14 protein-coding genes and 1 tRNA gene are annotated in these 21,055 nt (G+C 41.5%); 3 read left to right on the top strand and 12 right to left on the bottom strand.

What is annotated here, in order from left to right:
- Positions 1-9: 9 nt before the first annotated feature.
- Positions 10-348 (bottom strand): hypothetical protein, encoded by a 339-nt coding sequence (locus M5U24_RS03285; RefSeq protein ID WP_298201541.1) that lies wholly within the window; start codon positions 346-348, stop codon positions 10-12.
- A gap of 548 nt (positions 349-896) precedes the next feature.
- On the opposite strand from M5U24_RS03285, the gene M5U24_RS03280 reads away from it, so the two are divergent.
- A complete protein-coding gene (locus M5U24_RS03280) occupies positions 897-1,769 on the top strand; it encodes an FRG domain-containing protein (protein ID WP_169703409.1) in 873 nt (290 codons plus the stop codon).
- A gap of 421 nt (positions 1,770-2,190) precedes the next feature.
- Here the strand turns inward: M5U24_RS03280 and M5U24_RS03275 are convergent, their stop codons facing one another.
- The 11 genes from M5U24_RS03275 to M5U24_RS03225 all read right to left on the bottom strand — a co-directional run bounded on the left by M5U24_RS03275 (position 2,191) and on the right by M5U24_RS03225 (position 16,707).
- Complete coding sequence (locus M5U24_RS03275) at positions 2,191-3,672, bottom strand: TaqI-like C-terminal specificity domain-containing protein (protein WP_298201539.1); 1,482 nt, start codon at positions 3,670-3,672, stop codon at positions 2,191-2,193.
- A 225-nt stretch (positions 3,673-3,897) separates the two neighbouring features.
- Positions 3,898-5,226, bottom strand: a complete 1,329-nt coding sequence (locus tag M5U24_RS03270) for a hypothetical protein (protein WP_298201537.1) — start codon at positions 5,224-5,226, stop codon at positions 3,898-3,900.
- Positions 5,227-5,319: 93 nt separating this feature from the next.
- Positions 5,320-6,039: a hypothetical protein gene (locus M5U24_RS03265; RefSeq protein WP_298201535.1), complete on the bottom strand. Its 720-nt coding sequence runs from the start codon at positions 6,037-6,039 to the stop codon at positions 5,320-5,322.
- Positions 6,040-6,364: 325 nt separating this feature from the next.
- Positions 6,365-6,826 carry an IS200/IS605 family transposase gene (gene tnpA / locus M5U24_RS03260; protein ID WP_298201533.1) on the bottom strand — a complete coding sequence of 154 codons (462 nt, stop codon included), beginning with the start codon at positions 6,824-6,826 and terminating at the stop codon, positions 6,365-6,367.
- Between the two features lie 349 nt (positions 6,827-7,175).
- The gene (locus M5U24_RS03255) at positions 7,176-7,475 is read right to left on the bottom strand and encodes a DUF1016 N-terminal domain-containing protein (protein ID WP_099325250.1); all 300 of its coding nucleotides are present in this window, start codon (positions 7,473-7,475) and stop codon (positions 7,176-7,178) included.
- 1 nt (position 7,476) lies between these two features.
- Complete coding sequence (locus M5U24_RS03250) at positions 7,477-10,815, bottom strand: helicase-related protein (RefSeq protein ID WP_298201531.1); 3,339 nt, start codon at positions 10,813-10,815, stop codon at positions 7,477-7,479.
- 744 nt (positions 10,816-11,559) lie between these two features.
- Complete coding sequence (locus M5U24_RS03245; RefSeq protein ID WP_169703412.1) at positions 11,560-12,252, bottom strand: methylenetetrahydrofolate reductase C-terminal domain-containing protein; 693 nt, start codon at positions 12,250-12,252, stop codon at positions 11,560-11,562.
- Positions 12,253-12,289: 37 nt separating this feature from the next.
- Positions 12,290-14,383 (bottom strand): FAD-dependent oxidoreductase, encoded by a 2,094-nt coding sequence (locus M5U24_RS03240; RefSeq protein ID WP_295099978.1) that lies wholly within the window; start codon positions 14,381-14,383, stop codon positions 12,290-12,292.
- 9 nt (positions 14,384-14,392) lie between these two features.
- The gene (locus tag M5U24_RS03235; protein WP_169703414.1) at positions 14,393-14,806 is read right to left on the bottom strand and encodes a secondary thiamine-phosphate synthase enzyme YjbQ; all 414 of its coding nucleotides are present in this window, start codon (positions 14,804-14,806) and stop codon (positions 14,393-14,395) included.
- A gap of 115 nt (positions 14,807-14,921) precedes the next feature.
- Positions 14,922-16,529 (bottom strand): L-aspartate oxidase, encoded by a 1,608-nt coding sequence (nadB, locus tag M5U24_RS03230; RefSeq protein ID WP_164994306.1) that lies wholly within the window; start codon positions 16,527-16,529, stop codon positions 14,922-14,924.
- Between the two features lie 104 nt (positions 16,530-16,633).
- A tRNA-Arg gene (locus M5U24_RS03225) sits at positions 16,634-16,707 on the bottom strand.
- A 371-nt stretch (positions 16,708-17,078) separates the two neighbouring features.
- On the opposite strand from M5U24_RS03225, the gene M5U24_RS03220 reads away from it, so the two are divergent.
- Together M5U24_RS03220 and lptD are read left to right on the top strand one after the other, a co-directional pair.
- A complete protein-coding gene (locus M5U24_RS03220; RefSeq protein WP_164994305.1) occupies positions 17,079-18,185 on the top strand; it encodes a DegT/DnrJ/EryC1/StrS family aminotransferase in 1,107 nt (368 codons plus the stop codon).
- A gap of 9 nt (positions 18,186-18,194) precedes the next feature.
- Positions 18,195-21,044, top strand: coding sequence for an LPS assembly protein LptD (gene lptD / locus M5U24_RS03215; RefSeq protein ID WP_164994304.1), 2,850 nt, complete (start codon positions 18,195-18,197; stop codon positions 21,042-21,044).
- The last annotated feature ends 11 nt before the right edge of the window (positions 21,045-21,055 follow it).

The raw sequence follows: 21,055 nt of genomic DNA, 5'->3' as shown, positions 1-21,055 counted from the left end.
GTTGTATTTTCAAAATTTGAATAAGAGGCCCCCAAAAATTGTATAAGTTATTGAATCCTCTGTAATTGCTAAAATTTTATAACCATCGTCAGATCTGAATTCAATACCTTGTGTTAAACTTTTAGTAGATTGAAGGATTGGTGTTTTTTCTTCGAATTTAAAGCCGACCTCACTTTTAAAAATCTCTCCAGAATTTTTAAACAATTTTCCCAAACGGTCTTTAAGCAGAGGTATATTATTAACGACTTTATTAATGAATGGATATTTTACCTGAAAGATTACAGACTTTAAAAAATTATGCTTATACTGAAATTCTCTAGGTTTTTCGACTTTTGGAAATTCAAACATAAATAATTATCTTAATACTATTTAATGAATATTTTAATCTCTATTATTTTTCTTAAAAGCATTGTAATAAATTATATTAAGCATTGTATACAGAAAAATTTTTTACAAATCTAAGCCTTTTAAAGCTTTGGTTCATTCACATTTTGGAGATATCTTAAAGCGTCAATTTGGTCTGTATCTAATTTCTAGGTGATTTCAGCCACAGCGGGTAAAATATAATGTGCTATTCCGGAGACACTTTACTTGATTCTACGAACTAAAATTAGGTATGATGTCGCTTGAATTCAAGTCTGGCAATGATTTTTGGAAAAGAGTCGCTGACCATATTTATTCTAGACCAGCATTGTCAATGTCAATAGATATGGTGTAACCCCATTCTCGCTTGTCCGCGCCGACAGCCAGGCCACACTGAACTGAAGCATACAAGGACGTAACCGAAATGGTGGACGTTGTGGAATATGCCGGTATCAGCAAAAAAATAGCACAACTGAAGCCGTTATGTGTTATTAAAGGGTAAAATTATTTCAGATAATTTCATTTAAAAAACAATGAATACCGATAAAACAACGCCTTATGATGCTGGTGAAATCAGAGATATTAATCAGATTATTAAAGTAGCCACCACTCTTTCTAAGAGTTGGTTCAGAGGTCACCCTGAAAAATATGGGAATCTAACACCTAAGATATTCCGTTCAGAATATAATGATAAAATAAGTGTACGGTATGAGACAGAATCTGAAATAATTGAAGAATTTAAACGTGCAGCACCAGCTCTCACTCAGTATATACCAAGCCAAGATAATAATTGTAGTTGGTTATTTTTAATGCAACATCACGGTGCACCGACAAGATTATTAGATTGGACAGAAAACGCACTTGTTGCCTTATATTTCGCGGTCAGGAATTTTGAAGATGGTAAAGATGGGGAACTTTGGGCAATATACCCATACTTTTTGAATAAAGAAGGTTACGGGATTGATGGAATAGCAACCAAACCTAACAAAATCCTTCAGTATTTAGCAATAGAACCATCTTTATCAATTCCTCCAGCTACTGGCAATAAGCAAAAACAAGAGCAACTTGCGAATGGGTTCGGGCTTGATAAAATTCCTCAATATCCTCTTGCCTTGTATCCTACAATGAATTTTCCCCGCATGGTTAATCAATTAAGCACATTTACTATCCATCCAATACCCCATTCAGGAGAAAATACAATACCAGACTTACTCAAGGATAAAAAATATCTCGTTCGTTATGTTATCCCACATGATTGTAAACTAAACTTAATAAGCGATCTAAAGTCATTAGGGATTTCACGACGCACCCTTTTCCCTGATCTTGATGGTCTATCTCAAACTATTATTGAAAACTTAAGCCATACGCCTTCATATTATAATCGACCGTACCCACCAGAATTTTAAGATGGAGGAACAAAATTGTAAATATGAAGATTTCTTAACTGAGAAATTAACGAGGTAAGGTAACTCAGATATGCTATTTAAACAATGTGAAAAAGTTTCCCTGTATTCCCTGTATTCCCCTATTAAAAAAACTTTCCTTTACGCCTTACAATATGATACTTGTAACAAAAGTTGTAAAATTTGCAAGTTTTTTAAAGTTGTGGACAGAGGGTCGGAGGGTCAGTACTATTGTTCAGAATTGAAATATGAAGGAGACCCCATGACTCAGCGCTGAGGCATCATAGTCAAGGGATAATCAGGGGACACTTCCCATATTTCTTGCTCGATCTGGTGGAAAATATGGGAAGTGTCCCCATATTATTTAGGGGCCTTTGAAAGCCCTGTAGTTATTTAGCGTTATGCCGGTTATCCATCGCATGGCTTATTGTTTGCCTTCAATGATTCTGATTTCCTCAATGGTATCCATCTTAAACATTGCCGCGCTTACCGGGTGGTTGGGGCTACTGAGTTCTTTGTAAATGTTCTCAATAGTTTTGAGTGCCTTTTCAGTTTCGCCTTTTTCTATCAGAGGTTGTATATCCGGTAGGTTTTGTAAGTGACACAGCACATTTGCACCTGCCGCTGTTACCTCCGTAGGCAGGTAGAGTTCGTAGACCATTGCATCGATAAGATGTTCGAAGTAAGAAAGACTATTTTCAACTTCAAGTCCTACTTTCCCAATTATTACATAATTTGAAATTAATACAAATAATGAAAAATATTCAGTTTCGTAAATTGGCAAACTCTTTATTGTTCGCATTGTAATTCTGGGGAAAAGAATCTGTTTTGATTTATCTCCTGTATTTCTAACAAAATATCCAATTAGCTTTGAATTCAATATTGCTAACAAATATTTATTGCTTACTATTTTATTCAATGATTTAACAATGTAACAAGACTTGTTAAATAGTATCGTTTTATTAGTATAACCAATAATTAACGTATCAGATACAATCTCTCTTAAAACAAGTCTTTCTCCTTCAAAAAAGAAAAAATCTGGTTTAGTGTACAGTTCTGCGGAATAATCAAGAAAATTATTGCCATCAATATCAACATAATATTTCTTTACGTTTTTACCGCCTAGTTCAAGTAAATAGTATTTGTTTTCTTTTTTACTACTATGCAAAAAACGATTTCTAATTTGCTCCTCAGTATGTATCGTATTATGGTAAGGCTGTAAACCAAGCGTAATATAAATATCCTTGAATTCTCCTAGTGGCACGGATAATTTAACAATCTTTTCTAAAATATTATCATGTATTTTGTCTGAAAAAATATTTATCTCATATTTTACATTTTGCTTTGCTTTTAACTGCTGGATAACAATTCTGCTGGCTTCATTTAGGGATTTGTCTTTTATGAGATCAAATGCTTCAAAAGAAGAATTTTTTCTTGGATTTACTTTTTGAAGTACAAAAACAATATTATTAACCGCGGCGCTCTCAAATACAGTTTGGTCATAATTTAAAATTGTTATAAATTCAAAATTATCAATGATAAATCGTCTTAGCATTTTGGAGCTCGGAATAGTGAGAAATGTATTTGGAGTAATCAAAGATAAAACTCCATTCTTATCTAATAGAGTTAGTGATTTTTCTATAAAGATTCGGTATAAATCTGGTTTTCCTTCTTGAAGCTGATAGAACATCTTATAAGTATTAATATAATCATGCTTGGGAATTATTAAATAAGGCGGATTCCCAATCACCACATCAAACCCCTCTTTAATCCCGAACATCCACTCTGTGTCAAAGAAAATTGCTGAGTTGTTCTGGTCGTAAGGATCCCAGGCGGCTATTTTTTTTGCGGTGGCGGGTTGGAAATCGTGGTTCTGTATGAGCAATTCAGCCAGTTCGTCACGCAATTGTTTGTCTTTTATACGGCAGGTTTCCTTACGCCTGGGCGTCCGGGCTTCAAAGTAATCGTGCCGCACCTTTTTCAGTTCGGCCTTTTTCTTTTCTAAAAAAGTGGGGAAAGAAAAAAAGTTTTTTTTTTTCTTTCCCCCCCAATTTTATATACGCCACAAATTTTTTTTTTTTTTTTTGGGGGGGGGGGGCCCTTTTTTTTTTTTTTTTTTTTTTTTTTTTTTTCAAAAAAAAAGGGAAAAAAAAACCCCCCCCTTGGCTATCTGTACGGCGATGGGCTGTATATCTATACCATAAATGCAGTTCTCTATGAGGTAGAGCTTGCGTCCATAGTCAAATTCGTTGTTATCAAAGGCTTCTTCAATATCTCTGCGCGTGTTGTGCAGGTCTTCAATTACTTTTTCCCTGACACGGGTGTCTGAAATGCCTTCGGCATCTTCAATCAGTTTATCTACCTTATCTAACTGCCGTTGTTTCCATCGGGCGTTGTTGGGATCGAGTTTATGCAGTATATGAACCATATTGTGCAGTATGCCCATTGGGAAAGCCCCGGAGCCGCAGGCAGGGTCTAAAATCTTACAGGTATCAATCGCCTTAACCAGAACCCCGGTTTCCTTAGCATTGAAAGGATTGGGGTTTTCGGAATAACTGAGCAGGTCGCGTAATCTTTCTTCGTTTTTGCCGGTGTTGTTAGATTCTTCGCTTCGCTCAGAATGACAAAATGGGACAGAATGACCGGATGAGAGAGATTGCTTGAGGTAGGCCAGCAATGATTCGTCCACCATGTAGTTTACAATCTCGCGCGGGGTGTAGAATGAACCGGTCTGTTTGCGGGCAGTGGTTTGGGTTTCGGGATTGTAATTGGCCAAAAGGTTTTCAAATACCTTGCCAAGCAATTCGGGGTCGAGGGCTATTTCTTCTTCTATGGGTGTATTTTCAGCAACAGTGAATTTATAGCTGTTCAGAATGTCAATAATCCCGTAAACCTTTTCTTTACTTTTTTTGGGTGAACTGTAGATCCTGCTTAAATCGACGTCCACACCTTTTTCGTTAAAAAACAGATCGTCCGGCACTTCCAGCGCATTATCTTCCCGGTCGCTGAAGCTGTCGATGCGGATGCGTTTTCGTTTGCCTTTATCATCCAGTTCCTTATCCAGGCATTCAAACAAACCGCCGTTGAGAAAAGGGATTGAAGAAAAGTATTGCTCCAGTGTTTCTTTTGGTTTTACAAATTCATTCTCGTAACGGAATACGTTGTGGATGAAATAATGTCCATCGCGTCCGCTGTCATTTTTAGTCCTGAACCTGCGTTTACCCATTTCGGTGTTTAGGGTAGCAAAGAACAGGTTTTGCAGGATGGCTTTATAGTAAGTGCTTTTCTTATTGTTCGTATATTTGAGCAGTTTCTTTAACTGCTTCTCATCAAATAATGCATCAGGAACCAATCCTTTTTCTTTCAGGAACCAAACAAACATCAAACGGGTGATGAGACGGATAACACTGGTTGCATTGCGTACATCTTTGTCCTTTCCTGCATCATCAGGAAACACCACTTTTTGTGTGGCCCAAAAATACCAGTTGGCAAGTTCCAAAAATTTTTTTTGTGGGGGTTTTGCGGGGAAAGGTTTTTTGGGGTTGGGGGGTTTTTATTGCTTTTTCCAGGCATTGTGCAGTTCCACAAAATTGGTGAATTTGTGTTTGTTTTTTAGCTCATCAAATGAAAGGTCGAAGAGGATTTCGATGTGGGCGCGGTGGGTAACCGCGCCATTGCCCGAAACAACCCCCTTACCCCCTTTTTTAAGGGGGATTTCTACATCACCCCCGCCAGCGGGGGATATGCGGATGTCTTTGATGAGGGTTACTTTTTCAAGCACATCTTTACTTTTGTCCCGTTTGTGCAGACGGCGATTAATAGCAGAAAGGGTAAGTGAAAAACCGTGTTTGAATAAAATCATTACAGGCATGGGAAACAGGCGATTGACTTCACGGGTGATGTGTGAAAGATCGGTTCTGGTGTAGTGTTCTTCCGCCATTTCTATGGCAAAGAACAAATACGTTTCAATGACAGTGCGGTCAACCTGTTTGGTATCAAACAGTGACAATTGCCTTGTCACTTCTTCCTTAGAAAGTTGGAAAAGCAGGTCAACATATTTCCACTCTTTTACCAATGCCTTGTCTTCATTGAACCTGGACTGACTATCTATGAAGGAATCTCTGAATGCAATATAGGCAGGCTTTTCCAAAGGCGCCCGGCGTTCGGTAATATAGCCAAGGGTTTGAAAGAGGTTTAATGCATTTTCGGAAAGGTTGCCAGCGCCAAATTGCTGGATGGCTTCCTTTATTTTTTGCCTGAGGTCTTTCGCCATAATCATGCCACCCCTTCGGGCTTTCGTTTATTATAATATTTTAGTTTTTTGAAAAATTCCACAAATGAGATGATTACCTTTCCCTGTAGTGGCAATGCGTTTCACATGCGCTTCGCTTTCTCTTCGAGTTATGAATTGCCGCTATATATATTGATACAAAGGTATTTTGCAGTTTTGACGTTTTCACAAAACTAGCATGTTACCGTTTTTTTTGATTCAGTTTACAATCTTTACAATCCCGAAGGGATGTAATTATTATAGATTTAATGAAAGAAAACCACCAAACCCCGAAGGGGTGTAATTATTATAGCAATTATTTATTTTATTATTCCAACCAATCAAACAAATATTTTTCATGGAATTTCACATTGAATCTTTTCAAAAAATCCGAATATTCTTCCTTAAATGTCTTCCGCTTATGATGTTCTTCCTGGTTCAAAATATAGTTGTAAACTGTTTCGATCTGGCTATGTGCATAGGAGAAGGCTCCGTATCCTTCCTGCCATGAAAATTTACTTCTAATCAATTTCCGATCATTTATGAAATTCGTCGTATTGTTTTTCACATCCCTGACCAAATCAGAAATAGCCATGGACGGTTGTAACCCTATAAATATATGCACATGGTTGGCAACGCCGTTAACGATTATAGACTTTTGTCCCTTATTTTTGATGATACCAGCCATATATTTGAACACCTCATCTCTCCAGGGTTTTTGCAGCAGATTCGACCTGCCGTTTACGGCAAAGATTGCCTGTATGTATATTTGTGTGAATGTTCCAGACATGATTTTTTATTCTATAATCATTTCACCCCTTTGGGGTTGTTGTTTGTGGTTATTCTTTGGCTATAATCATACCAGCCCTTCGGGCTTTTTGTCATATTGTACCAGTTTAGTTTTTTGAAAAACATGATTTTTTCAGCTATTCCGCAGCCCTGACAGGGTTTCAAAACTCTGTCAGGGTTAAATCAGCGAGTAGGACGCACCCTGCGATGTTACAATTTTTGTAACATTTTAAGTAAAGAATCCACCAGCGAAACAGATAGCTTTGGGTTTATCCCTATAAGGGGATGAGTTTATCCGGTGGGACTTGCATATCGATACTATGCAATTGGTCAGTCACTGGCTGACGATTTTACGGTAGCATCAATTGGGCAGTCAGTGACCGCCTGATTTGCGGATAGGTTTGGTAAAACTGCCTGAATAGCTTTAAGTTACGGCAAGATAATCCTTTATTATCAAAACGTTCCGAAAGATTTTGCAATAGGTTTTCGCCATAGGTAGCCCGGTCTTCCCCTTTTTGCTCATACTCAACAATGTAAAAACCAATTAGCCAGTTACGGATTGTAATATGGCGGTTAATTGCCGTTACAGCCGATTGTTGCAAGGCAGTATGGGTCTGCTGTATGGTATTAACTAAGAATTCAAATTTCATATTACTTTATGACTAACCACGTTACTAACTCAAAATTATCCAAATCATGCACCTGTTTCGACTGTGGTATCAATAATGCACCACGGTCAGTGGTGAGTTTTTGATTGCTGCGTTTTCTGAATACATGACTTATTTCATATACGGCTTTTTTTAGCAATTCAGTATACTTACCCATCTCCTCGCCATTCCTGGTTTCTGTATTGAATAATTCACAAAGCTTCTCATAAGGCGCTTTGCGCCCCTGACACATCAGGCGGTAGATTTCCAGTATCTGTTTGGCGTTGGTGTAATTGAAACGAACCGTCCCGTCTTCGCGGATGTATGCCAGGAAGTAAGGCTGCAATGGGTTTACTTCTTCGTTGCCGCCGGTATCTCCTTTTTGCCTCAGGCAATATACCACACCCGGTTTGATAATATTCTTTTCGGCGGGAGTAAAGCGGCTTGCATCTGTATTTTGCGCATGAATGCCAGATGGTGAAGGCACGACGGCATATAAACCAAAGGGCGCATCTTCCAGCTTCTTACTGTTATTTTCTAAAAATGTGTGCAATTCGATGCGGAAATCATCCAGGGTGAAATCGGTTAACGAAATGCTTTCGCTCATTTCTTCGAGGTCGAGCACTTCTTTTTGCAGTTTTTTCAGTTGCCGGTTACGGTACTTCAAGTCATCGGTGATAAGCTCTTCTATTTGTTCGGTATTCAGTATATTGTCTTCGCCGGTGGCGGTAACATCCACCAATGCCATCCGGGACTCCACGCGTTCTTTCAGGTTGATGTAATTATCAAGGTCTTTGGTAGGCCAGAAGTTTATCAGTTGGATTTTCTTATTCCTGCTCCCCAGCCGGTCAATACGGCCAAAACGCTGAATGATGCGAACGGGATTCCAGTGAATGTCGTAGTTAACCAAAAAATCACAATCCTGTAGGTTCTGCCCTTCGCTGATGCAGTCAGTGGCGATCAATATATCTATCTCCCCTTCCTGCGGCATGGATTTCATTAATTCCCTGTTTTTAGAAACGGGTGAGAAGTTGGCGAGGATGTTTGAAAAATCATTTTTGCCGAATGTGGTTTGGTTGGTATTCCCCGCCACCAACGCAATGTCCAATCCCAAATCTTTTTTCACCCAGTCTTTCAGACAATTATACAGGTATTGAGCGGTATCGGCAAAGGCGGTAAAAACAATTACCTTCCTGTTGTTGCTGTTCAGTGGTTGATTAATTTTTTGTTCGATTAGTTTTTGAAGGTCTTTCAGTTTTGCGTCACGTTCCGGGGTCACCGCAACTGCCGTATTATACAACTCATTGAGGGCTTCTTTGTCTTTTTTTAAATCGTTCAACCAATCTTCCAGACGTAAATCAGCTAAATCAAATTTCAATTTTTTCCCTACCTGCCATTGTTCAAGGTCGTCGGTATTTTCTTCTAATTCGTCTTCATCCGGTTCCAATGTTTCCAAAACCTCTTCCTGCGATTTAGCGTTTGATTTAAGGAATTCATTGATTCTGCTTTCAAGTTTTTCGATTTTCTGAATTGTTCTGTCCATTGAAATCTCAAATGATTCAATGCAGCTTTCCAGGCGTTTCAGGAAGTTTACCTTCATCATTCCGATAAGGAAGTGCTCACGGTCGCTTTGTTTGAAGGCAAGGATTTCCGTTCCGGCTAACGCTTCATATTTCTGCTTCTTTTCATCCTTCACATAGGCAGAAGGGTTAAATACCGAAAGTTTGTATTGCAGGATTTTTTTGTTCAGCGCATCGTAGGTAAAAAAGCGGTCTTTTATATCAATATTCGGGTAGAGGGAATGAGGTTTTAACCGTTCCGGGAATTGCCCTATGGCGTCAATATTGTAAAAACCCTTTATGTGCTTTCTGCTCCGGGCAATAGTGAGTTCGTCCAGCAATTTGAAGAAGGATGAATCAAGGCGTTCCATTAATTGCTTAACTGTTCTGTCGGGATTCTTTTTATGGTCAGCCCAAAATGTAAACTGTGTTTGGGCACTCTTGAGTGTAAGGGCAATATCCTTGATTTGTGTACTCTCAAAGAGGGCATCATTTTCGCCTTCCGTAATGAGTGAGATTTGATTTCTTAAATCGCGAAGGTTATTGTTGACCGGCGTAGCAGAAAGCATGAGTACCTTTGTTTTCAATCCCGACTTGATGATTCGTTCCATCAGCCATTTGGCGCGGTTCATTTTGATGGCGCCGTCATCTTTGGTCTTTTCCATCGGATTGCCCCGAAAATTATGTGACTCATCGATAACTACCAGGTCATAGGCGCCCCAATTGAAGTTTTCAAGGTCTATGCCGTTTGCATCGGATTTACCGGTTATTCTGCAGAGGTCGGTATGGTACAGGATGGTATAGTTAAACCGGTCTGTGGTAAACGGATTAAGCGCGTTGTTTTGGCTCGCCTGGTAAATCGTCCAGTTAGCCGAGAGTTTTTTTGGGCAGAGCACAAGTACCCGGTAATTCAATAATTCGAAATAACGGATTACCGCCAACGCCTCAAAAGTCTTGCCCAAACCGACGCTATCCGCGATGATGCAGCCGTTGTGTTTCAGGATTTTATTGATAGCCCCTTTTACGCCGTCTTTCTGAAAGTCGTACAGCTTATGCCATATTTCGCTTTCAAAAAATCCGGTGCGTTCATTCAGCAAGCCGCCGCGTTTTTGTTCGTCAATATAGTTTCCAAAGAGGTGGAACAGGGTTTTGAAGTAAATAAACTCAGGTTCATTTTCAATATAAAACTGTTCAAGGTCTTTAAGCACTTCGGCTTTAACATCCTCGACGAGTCCTGTTGTGTCGTTCCACAACTCATTAAACCAGTTTGTCAGGTCATCCAAATCCCTTCTGTCCTGGATAACCATATTCAATTCAATGTTCGGGCTTCCGCCCATTCCGAGTCCATGAACAGTGAAATTGGAACTCCCCATGACCGCTTCTTTAACCCCGTTTGGATTTTCCATCAAATAAAGCTTGCCGTGCAGGAAGTTTGGTTTCACCATGGATTTGATGTGAACCTTTTCTTTAATCCAATCCGAGCATTCTTTGGAAAGGGATTTTTGTTTTAAGCGGCTTTCAATGGGGATAACCAGTGCATCGTCCTCGATTTTAAACTCGCGCCTGTTGGTTTTTGCCGGGTCCAGGGATTTGATAAAGGACGGCTCACCGAAGAGAAATCTTAGGTGATCTGTTCGGTCGAGTTGGTTTTTTAATTGTTTGTATGCGTAAATGGTGAAGTATGCCGAGACTATTGATAAACCGGCGCCTTGCTTTACATTATCAACAAGGAATTGGCCGACTGTTCCATTTTTATGATTGTCACGGATTGAAGTATTGTTCATAGGTTTATGTTTAGTACCTTAGCAGTAATTTCTTTGCATTTTTTGGCAAAATATTTAATGGTGAAATCCGAAATGCTAAATACGAAATACGAAACAAATTCTAATTTTCAATTTTCAAATGTTCAAAACCCTGTTTTTTTCATTGGGATTTTGTATTTGTTTCGTATTTCGTGCTTCGTATTTTTTATCTCGTGCTTGTTTGGCTTGGCTCTGGCGATGTCAGCTTAGGAATTTCAATATTTTTGTAGAGACGCATGCAATGCGTCTCTACATATTCTTTAAAATCCAGGCGGGTTCAGGTTTGTAACCTGAACCCATAGTTTATTTGGCTAAAGCGCTCTATCTATTTAATGGCTAAATCCCTCACCTACAGGCTGGCAGGAACAATGTAAAACGTGGGGTTCAAGTTGCAAACTTGAACCCGCCATAGGTATCTTAGCAGTAATTTCTTTGCATTTTTTGGCAAAATATTTAATGGTGAAATCCGAAATGCTAAATACGAAATACGAAACAAATTCTAATTTTCAATGTTCAAAACCCTGTTTTTTTCATTGGGATTTTGTATTTGTTTCGTATTTCGTGCTTCGTATTTTTTATCTCGTGCTTGTTTCGCTTGGCTCTGGCGATGTCAGCTTAGGAATTTCAATATTTTTGTAGAGACGCATGCAATACGTCTCTACATATTCTTTAAAATCACATGTGCTTGCAATTAACCCGCCGGGGGCTGAACCCATTACGAAAAAACTACCTTGTTTCGTTTTTTTCCTTTTTCATAACCAGGTGTTCCAGCACCATTTTTCTTGGATGGTTTTCTGCGCCGGTGCGCCAGTCTTTTGGAGGGACAATGTTTTCCATTGTTGACAATAATTGTTGTGCATCAAGCCGGTCATATATCTGATTCCAAACGCATGGTGTTTCTTCCGAAACCTCGCACTTCCCATTTTGTGAGCCGCCGCACGGACCGTTTAGCAAACTCTTTGCACACCGGCTTACCGGGCAAAGTCCGCCGGTGGTACTAATAATACAATCACCACAGCCGGCGCAGCGTTCCCAGAAAACCCCCTGCTCCGTAGGCGCTCCCATAAATGTTGTATTTAGTCCGGGAAATACCTTTGCGTTTGGAAACCGTTCCGCCATATATTGCACGCCTATACCGCAGGCAATGGATAAAACGGCATCGCAATCCTCAACCACATTTTTTGTTTCTTCTATAAATTCCCATTCACACTGCCGAAGTACCGAACCCTCTACCACCTCAACGGGTTTCCCTTTTAACTTTGAGGCAAGCCGGATTTTTGCGGCAAGTTCCGTTACCTGTTTTTCGCCGCCGGTGTGGCAGATGGTAACGCATGAACCACACCCGACAACGTATACCTTTTTACATCCCGAAAGCATTTGTTCTATTTCGTTAAACGGTTTTGCATCAGCGACAATCATTTTTATACACCTTTATGTAAATAAGTTTTTTTTCAGTTTACGCACTTTTTACTAAGTTGATTTGTTCAATATCTTTTACCATTTGGACGGCAATATCCACAAACGCATTGTCTGTCTGCGATGAAACAAAATGTGTCTTAAATATCCTGGCATCCACCCCTATTTTGCTCAAAAATCCTGACACATATGCCGAGCGTTTTTTTATCCATTCATATTCTGCGCAAAAATGGCATTCATCTTCTTTGCATGCCGTTATTAAGACGCCGTCGGCGCCCCATTCAAGCGCATTGAGATATAAGGAGGGTTCCACCTTTCCAAGCCCCAATACGCCAATGCGTTTTACGTGTTTTTCTATGACAGCATTGCTCTTGCCCTCAACACTGCCGACGACTGGCGAACCGTATTGGCAGTAGAAATTGACGATTAATGGTTTTGCCTTTTGAACCGAGACGTCCTGAAAAAGGGCCTTCAATCTCTCTCTGCCGCTATCTTCCAGCGGCGTTTTAAAGCGTATGGCCTTTGCGGGACACTCCACAATACACAAACCGCAGGACTGGCAATCTCCGCCGATGTAAGCCGTTATTTCACCGTTTCTGAATTCCGGCACATCAAAAGGACACACCCTTACGCAGGTAATGCAGCCAACACATAAATGCTCATCCACATACGCGCCGGCGCCGCAATTCATACACCGTTGGGCCTCCCTGACGGCAACTTCGGGAGAAAATCCCAATTCCACCTCATCAAATGAATGCAATCTCTTTGAGAGCGACATCATGGGCATGTCCTGCTTCTGTTCTTTTTTAACGAGAGGGACTCTTGCGTCCGCCAGTTTGGGCACCTCCGGTTTATCTACCCATTTTTCATCGCTTCGTTTTTCGTTTCTCAGCGCATTATGAATGGAGATTGCCGCTTTTTTCCCTTGAGCCAGGCCTTCGGTGAGGGTGCCTCTTCCGAGTACAATGTCCCCTCCTGCATAAATACCCGGCATCGAAGTCTCAAAGGTATTTGGGGCAACAACGATTGTCGCCCCTCGTGAAACCTCAATTTCTTCCTGGTTTTTCAGGAAAGAGAGGTTGGACGTCTGGCCTATTGCCAGGATAATGGTATCGGCTTCTATGACAGATTCCGAACCCTCGTAAAAAGCAGGATGAAAACGTTTTTGTTCATCAAAAACATATTTTACCCTGAGTGTTTCAAGTCCTGTCGCCCTTCCGTGTTCTCCCAGAATGCGTTTTGGCCCCACGGAATTGTACAATATAACGCCTTCGTGAACGGCTTCCTCAATCTCAAAATCGGTGGTAGGCATTTCATTGCGTGATTCAAGGCATGCGACCGACACCTTTTCCGTTTTAAGCCTCAAGGCGGTTCTGGCGCAATCCATCGCAACGGCTCCGCCACCGATCACCAGCACGTTTTTCCCTATTTTAGCGGTTCCTGTTGCATTGACCTCGCGCAGGAAAGATATGCCCTTCAACACGCCGTCATACTCCGCCCCCTCTATTGGTAAATTGCGGCTGTCAAGCAATCCAACGCCTATAAAAATAGCGGCATATCCTTCCTTTTTCAGGCTGTCAAAGGTAACATCCTTCCCTAAAGTGGTGTTGTATCTTATTTCGACCCCCAGTTGCCGTATGAATTCAACATCTTTGTCAATGGCATTCCTTGGCAGACGATATGTGGGGACGCCCATGCGCAGCATGCCTCCCGGATGCGGGTTTGATTCAAATATCGTGCAGGAGTATCCCATAAGCGCCAGGTCATTTGCAGCGGCAAGACCTGCGGGTCCCGCTCCAATTATTGCGATCCTTTCGGGATATGTTTGCTCCGGCCTGGTGTAAATATTTTCGGAATAATTATCGCTGAGGAAGCGCTTGAGCCATGCGATTGCTATCGGCTTGTCCGTGCTGTTCCTTCTGCACTTTGTTTCACAGGGATGGGTACATATGCGTCCGCATGATGCGGGAAGCGTATTTCTCTCCCTGACAAGCCGGTACGCTTCCTTAAAAAGGCCCCTGGCGATAAGCTGTACATAATCACGCGCATCCTGCCGGATAGGGCATGCCATAACGCACGGAGCTTCTTCGCCGGTGCATGTATTCTGTTTTGTCTGTATGTTATTCATTGTCATTGCAAATATTTATTCTCCCATTATTTTAATAACCAGTCTTTTGTTACGTTGTCCGTCAAACTCTGCGTAAAATATTTGCTGCCAGGGTCCCATATCCAATGTTCCTTTTGTTACAGGCACTATCACCTGATGGCCGACAAGGAGGTTCTTTAAATGTGCGTCTCCATTGGATTCTCCGGTTCTGTGGTGGAAATAATCAGGCCCTTCAGGCGCCAGTTTTTGCAGCCATTCTTCAATATCCCGATGCAGCCCTGATTCTGCATCGTTTATAAAAACTCCCGCAGTAATATGCATGGCGGAAACCAGCGCCATGCCTTCCTTTATACCGCTGCTGATGAGTATCCTTTCTACCTCTTTCGTAATATTAATCAATTCCCGGTGTTTCTTCGTATTAAAAGTAAGGTATTCCGTTGAAAATTTCATTTTTACCCCGTTTATGCTCAAAATTGTTGTAAAGATGCATTTGTTTAAAATTTCAAATCATTTTGTCATTAGAATTTGTTTCGGATTTCAAAATTAACAGGGGGGCAAAATGTTGCTATTTCTTCAAAACCAGATGTTTTTTCCAGTGAATATCGTCGGTCTGCGGATAATCTGTGCGGTGATGAACGCCGCGTGATTCCCTGCGTTTGTATGCTGATGACACTATAAGACTTGCAACAAGCAACATATTCTGTAATTCCCAGCCTTCCGGGTTTGAAAATTCCTTATCCATTACATATTTACACCACATGTCTATCATTTCTTCCGCCTGGAGCAGGCGCTTTTCGTTGCGCTCAATTCCCACATTCCTCCACATAAGACTTTTGAGGGAATCCCCAATGTCTTCAAGGTCAAGCCAGCTTATTTTGGAGGCTCCCGGCGTTTCATTCATTGATAATGGAGTGAGATTTGTCTTAATGCCTTGCGCCGATTTGCAGGCTTCTATCCCGGCAATGTTTCCCATTACCAACCCTTCCAGCAGGGAGTTGCTTCCCAAACGGTTAGCGCCATGCATGCCTGTACACGCCGCCTCTCCGCATGCATAGAGGTGCTTCACTGTGGTCATAGAAAGACGATTTACCTTTATTCCACCAATCATGTAATGAGCGCTTGGGCGCACCGGAATCAGGTCTTTGGAGATATCAATGCCGAAAGATTCACAAATTTCTTTAATTTTCGGGAAACGTGTAAAAAGTCTTTTCCTGGGGATATGGCGAATGTCCAGAGATACATGCGTATTACCTGTTTCACGCATTTCTTTCAAAATGCTTTGGCTTACTACGTCCCTGGGCGCAAGCTCGGCTTTTTCATGGTATTTTGGCATAAACCGGTCGCCGTTCTTATTTAGCAGTATGCCGCCTTCGCCCCTTACCGTCTCGGTAATAAGAAAACGCACCGCACCGGCTATATATAATGTAGTGGGATGAAACTGGACAAATTCCATGTCCTGAAGGGCAGCGCCGGCGCGATATGCCATTGCCAGTCCATCCCCGGTGGCGACGCCGGGGTTGGTCGTTTCCCGGTAAACCTGGCCACATCCTCCCGTTGCTAAAATGGTCTGTTTTGCCCATATTAACGTGGTCCCCTTTTTAGGGTGCCACACCGCTATGCCATGGCAGAAATTGTCGGCTGTAATAAGGTCAATTGCGTATGTATATTCGAATACCTTGATGTTTTTGTTTTTCTTTATACGACGTATGAGAGTGTTTTCCACCTCTCTTCCCGTTGAATCGCCAAGGGCGCGTATTATTCGGGGAAAACCATGTCCACCTTCCTGCGTAAAGATTAAATGGTCGTTTTCCTTGTCGAATTCCGCTCCCCATTCGATCATTTCCTGTACCCGCTTCGGACCTTCGGAAATAATCTTGCTAACAATCGCGGGGTTGCACAGACCCTGCCCTGCAGTCAAGGTATCTTTTTTGTGTTTTGAGATATTATCACCGGGGGACAACACCACGGCAACGCCGCCTTGCGCATAGGTGGTATTATTCTCGTCGATTTTATCTTTTGTAATAATGAGCACGGAGCTATGATTTGACGCCTGGATGGCGGCGCTTAGGCCGGCGACCCCGCTCCCTACCACAAGTATATCGGTAAAGAGGTGAGAATGTGTGCGGGTGTCGAAAGAAATGAGGTATCGTTTTGGAACTATGCGTTTTTTCATAGGGATAAGGATATAAAATATTTTTAAACCGGTATGAACAAAGGGAGCTTACCCCTCATTATAATTACTGTAAAGCTCAACGTGGAAACATTTTAGGAGTTAAATGCCCCCAGCAGGATTCAAACCTGCAGCCTTTGGCTCCGGAGGCCAACGCTCTATTCAATTGAGCTATAGGGGCGTGGAAAATCTGATTTGTAATATAATTTTACAAAAAATGGTTAATTTAAATCAAGGCTAATGTTTTTAATACGTATTGGTCATTAGTCTTTCGTCACTCGTAATTGACCATTGGTCAACTGCCGACCGCCGACTGCAGATTGTAGATTGTAGATTGTAGATTGCCAACCGCAGAAGGGACAATTAAATATTTTGCAAAAAAAGCAAAGAAATTACCGATAAGGCACTAATTAATGCGGTTACCCATCGCATTCTTTTTTAATTGACAAAGATAGTTTCGTTGGTTTATAATCCGTTTTAAATGATTTAAATATAATAAGTTAGCATTGTTAAGGTTTTTGGATTTATCTGATAACGGCGGACATTTTATCTATGAAAATACCCTCTCAGGATTTAAAGCGGCAGTATAAAAGTATTCAAAATGAAATAGACGCTGTTGTTTTAGATGTGTTGGCACAACAGTCTTTTATTCTCGGACCTTACGTTGAGTCGTTCGAGAATAGTATGGCAAATTATTGCGGCGCTAAATACGCTATTGGGGTTTCTTCCGGTACGGATGCATTATTATTGGCATTAATGGCATGTGGCATTAAAAGTGGCGACGAAGTTATTACAACGCCATTTACTTTTTTTGCCACGGCAGGCTCGATTGCACGATTAGGGGCATTGCCTGTGTTTGTCGATATCGATCCTGCAACGTACAACATAGACGTCCGCAAGATCGCCTCTGCGGTAAGTAGCAAAACGAAGGCGCTTCTTCCCGTTCACCTGTTCGGGCAATGCGCCGAAATGGATGCGATTCTTGAAATGGCGCAAACGAAAGGATTATATGTTGTTGAGGATGCTGCGCAGGCAATAGGCGCTTTTTATAAGGGGAAGCAAGCGGGAACGATGGGCGATACAGGCTGTTTTTCGTTTTATCCGTCGAAAAATCTGGGCGCTTACGGTGATGGCGGTCTTGTAACGGCGAATGACGATGAGATGGGGGCTTTGATTAAGGCACTGCGTGTACATGGGTCGAATACGAGATACTACCATGAATATGTTGGAATCAACGGCCGGCTGGACGCCCTTCAGGCGGCCATCCTGCATACGAAGCTGAAGCATTTAAACGAATGGTCGGAAAAGCGCCGGACAGTCGCCGCCTATTATGATGAACACTTAAGTGGAATGCCTGTAAGACTTCCCGAAATTATGAACGGCAATACGCACATTTATCATCAGTATGTGATAGCTACGCCAAAACGCGACCTTTTGAAAGAACATCTTTCAGTACAGGGTATAGAGACGGTTATTTATTATCCGGTACCCCTTCATTTGCAGAAATGCTTTGCGTACTTAGGATATAAATCCGGCGACTTGCCGGTATCTGAAAAAGCCGCAAACGAAGTTTTGTCCCTACCTGTTTTCCCTGAAATTACCCGGGAAGAACAAGATTTTGTTATTGAGCAAATAAAGGCTTTTTTCACTCGTAAATAGCATTTTTTTATGAAAATAACACGCCTTCTTTTTACTCTCGCCTTGTTTTTATTATTAAGCGCTCCTGCCTTTGCAGACAGTCTGCTTTCCGGCAGCAACCTTGCACACAGACCCTTTTCTCTTTCTGCCAAACGTATAAGTACATGGAAAAAAGAAGGAACCAGGGTCTTTATTGCTGAAAAGAATGCCGGTGTTTCGCAGGGGCCTTTTTATATCGTTGCGGACAATGTGGTTTGCTGGTTTCACGAAGAGGAATCGATGCAGTATGAAGACGCAATCATTGAGGTATATTGCGAAGGCAACGTAACGGTGTTTCATGGAGAAAATTACGAAAAATTTGAGCAGGTATATTTGAAATTTGTCACCTTGACAGGGATTGAGGTGAATCCGGATATATTGCCAATAGTGTTCTTTGAAGAGGCACAACCAATGCCTTTTTTTCTCAGGGGAGAAGATATTCGTTCTAGGGGAGAAGAAGAGTTCTTATCTATGGAGACCCCTGAGTCGATAAAAACTAAAGATCAAAGGGAAAAGGAGGAGTTGATTGATATTATTGCGGATCAAATCGATTCATGGGAGGAGGGTGACAGGCGCATTGTTGTTGCTCTTGGGAATGTAAAAATCAAAAAAGAGGACATGACTGTTGACGCGGATAGTATTATCCTATGGTTTGATAAAAGTGCCTTGCCGGATGTGACACAACAATCCATGGCATTGCCTCTTAGCGAACTTTATGCAGAAGGCAACGTTACCATGCGCCGTGAAAATGATTTTCTCATTGCCGATCGTATCTTTGAACAAATGGCAGAAGACAGGGGGATTATTTTAGACGGTAAGATCAAGACAACTATTCAATCCGGCCAGGAGGAGGATGTTTCCGGCCAGGATGCCGCTTTCCGTTCCAAAAAAGACAAATTTGCCGGGCTAAAAGACTTGCCCGCGCATGTCACTGCGGAAGAAATACATCATGTAGGAAAAGGACGATATGAGATCGAAAACGGCCAAATAACTACATGTGGGTATGGGCATCCGCATTATCATTTCCAAGGGAAAAAAATCCGATTAATTCAGAGCGAAGGACATAATATTATCTCTTCAAAAGATAACTTTTTTTATCTCGACCGATATCCCGTGGCATATTTTCCTTACATATCACTTGATATTCAAAAGAAGGAAAAGCTTTTAAGAGACTGGACGTTTGGAAGCTCTTCCCGCTTTGGCACATTTATTCGGACCGATTGGGACCTCTATGTGGCTGCCGGGGGAAAACAAAAGGAGTGGAGCGACCTTATATTTAAACTGGACTATTTACAGAACCGCGGCATTGGTACAGGGTTTGATTTTGGTTACCGGGGGCAGGATTTGTTTGGGTCGGTTGAAACATATTATCTGAACGACCATGGAGAGTATGATATTAATCGCATACCGATAGACAAAGAAGATCGCGGGAGCATATTATGGAGGCACCGGCAAGAGCTGCCGTATGGTGTGCGCATGGATACGGAATATTCCTATCTGAGCGACCCAAGATTCCTGAGGGAATATTTCCCTCAGAAATTCAAGACGGAAAAAGATCGTGAAACGGTATTCTATCTTCGAAGAACGGAGGATAACAGGGCGGCGACGTTTCTCGTAAATCAGCAATTAAACGGATTTGACACAACGGTAGATTCTTTAAGGGAAAAAAATTATGCGGAACGGCTTCCTGAGGTAAAATACCAGATCATTAGCGAGCCTCTTTTGGACAACCGGATGTTGTTTTCTTCAGAAAGCTCAATTACGTATTTTAACAACACTGTTGAACAATCGGCTGATTTCCGGAAATACCATCCTGCCCTTGCCGGTTTTGATTCGGGAACGGTAAATGAAGCAACCGAAACCCGGCCGGTGGCAAGAATTGATAGTGTTGCCCGTGTAAGTTTTCCGTTTAAGCCATGGATTTTTAATATTAATCCATTTGTCGAGGGGAGGGCTACCGGGTATTCTGAAAGTATAGACACTTCAGACGGGGTGGCGGAAGAACATGGGGATGTGACAGGCCGCTTTATTCCTACGTTTGGACTTGACTGGAGTTCTACGCACTGGAGGACATATAGCGTCTATAATGATTTTTTCAGGATTAATCGTTTACGCCATATATTTATACCGGAGCTGCGTTATATTTACAGCCCTTTTGTTACTCGTGACCCGGACGAATTGTATCAGTATGATGAAATCGATGCTTTGGATTCCTCTCAGATATTGGTTATGGGCGTGAAAAACAAATTACAGACAAAACGGGGGAACCCGGGACATGAAAAAACGGTGGATTTTATTGATTTTAACCTGGATTATTATATGTTTCCCACAAATTCCGGTATTTACACGGAGGGGATCAACGGGATTATTGTAAGAAAAGATAATTTTATTAATCTTGATTTCCGCTGCCAATTAAACGATATCGTTGCTATTGTTTCCGAAAGGAACGAATTTAATACTGAAGAGTTTCAGTTTGACGTCCTTTCTTATGGCGCGGAAGTGGTCAATCCCCCTGACTGGCAGTTTTTTGCAGGACATAGGTTTATCAGAGATATCAGTTCCATGATAATGCTTGCGGCAAATTACCAGATTAATGAAAAATGGAGTATTATGGGGAAGGAAAAATATGATCTGAAAACCTCGCTAGCCGATGATGATGACGGCGAGGGGAGACGCGAGGAACGGAAAAATTTAAAAACAAGCTTTGTGCTGTCCCGTTATTTTCATGACTGGGTAGGAAGCATTACCCTTGAATTAGACCCCATTAGAAATGATAATTCTTATCGCTTTGATATTAGCCCCAAGGGTCTTCAGCAAACCACGAGCCGCTTTTGGTTTTAATACACAGGGTG

It is taken from the genome of Candidatus Kuenenia sp., from assembly GCF_027493735.1.
Classification (GTDB): domain Bacteria; phylum Planctomycetota; class Brocadiia; order Brocadiales; family Brocadiaceae; genus Kuenenia; species Kuenenia stuttgartiensis_A.
The sequence above is the reverse complement of the archived record's forward strand: the minus strand, read 5'-3'. Positions and strand labels throughout refer to the sequence as shown.

Coding starts and splice junctions, on each gene's coding strand:
- M5U24_RS03285 (WP_298201541.1), bottom strand. CDS start 348: ATGTTTGAATTTCCAAAAGTCGAAAAACCTAGAGAATTTCAGTATAAG.
- M5U24_RS03280 (WP_169703409.1), top strand. CDS start 897: ATGAATACCGATAAAACAACGCCTTATGATGCTGGTGAAATCAGAGAT.
- M5U24_RS03265 (WP_298201535.1), bottom strand. CDS start 6,039: ATGGCGAAAGACCTCAGGCAAAAAATAAAGGAAGCCATCCAGCAATTT.
- tnpA (WP_298201533.1), bottom strand. CDS start 6,826: ATGTCTGGAACATTCACACAAATATACATACAGGCAATCTTTGCCGTA.
- M5U24_RS03255 (WP_099325250.1), bottom strand. CDS start 7,475: ATGAAATTTGAATTCTTAGTTAATACCATACAGCAGACCCATACTGCC.
- M5U24_RS03250 (WP_298201531.1), bottom strand. CDS start 10,815: ATGAACAATACTTCAATCCGTGACAATCATAAAAATGGAACAGTCGGC.
- M5U24_RS03245 (WP_169703412.1), bottom strand. CDS start 12,252: ATGATTGTCGCTGATGCAAAACCGTTTAACGAAATAGAACAAATGCTT.
- M5U24_RS03240 (WP_295099978.1), bottom strand. CDS start 14,383: ATGACAATGAATAACATACAGACAAAACAGAATACATGCACCGGCGAA.
- M5U24_RS03235 (WP_169703414.1), bottom strand. CDS start 14,806: ATGAAATTTTCAACGGAATACCTTACTTTTAATACGAAGAAACACCGG.
- nadB (WP_164994306.1), bottom strand. CDS start 16,529: ATGAAAAAACGCATAGTTCCAAAACGATACCTCATTTCTTTCGACACC.
- M5U24_RS03220 (WP_164994305.1), top strand. CDS start 17,079: ATGAAAATACCCTCTCAGGATTTAAAGCGGCAGTATAAAAGTATTCAA.
- lptD (WP_164994304.1), top strand. CDS start 18,195: ATGAAAATAACACGCCTTCTTTTTACTCTCGCCTTGTTTTTATTATTA.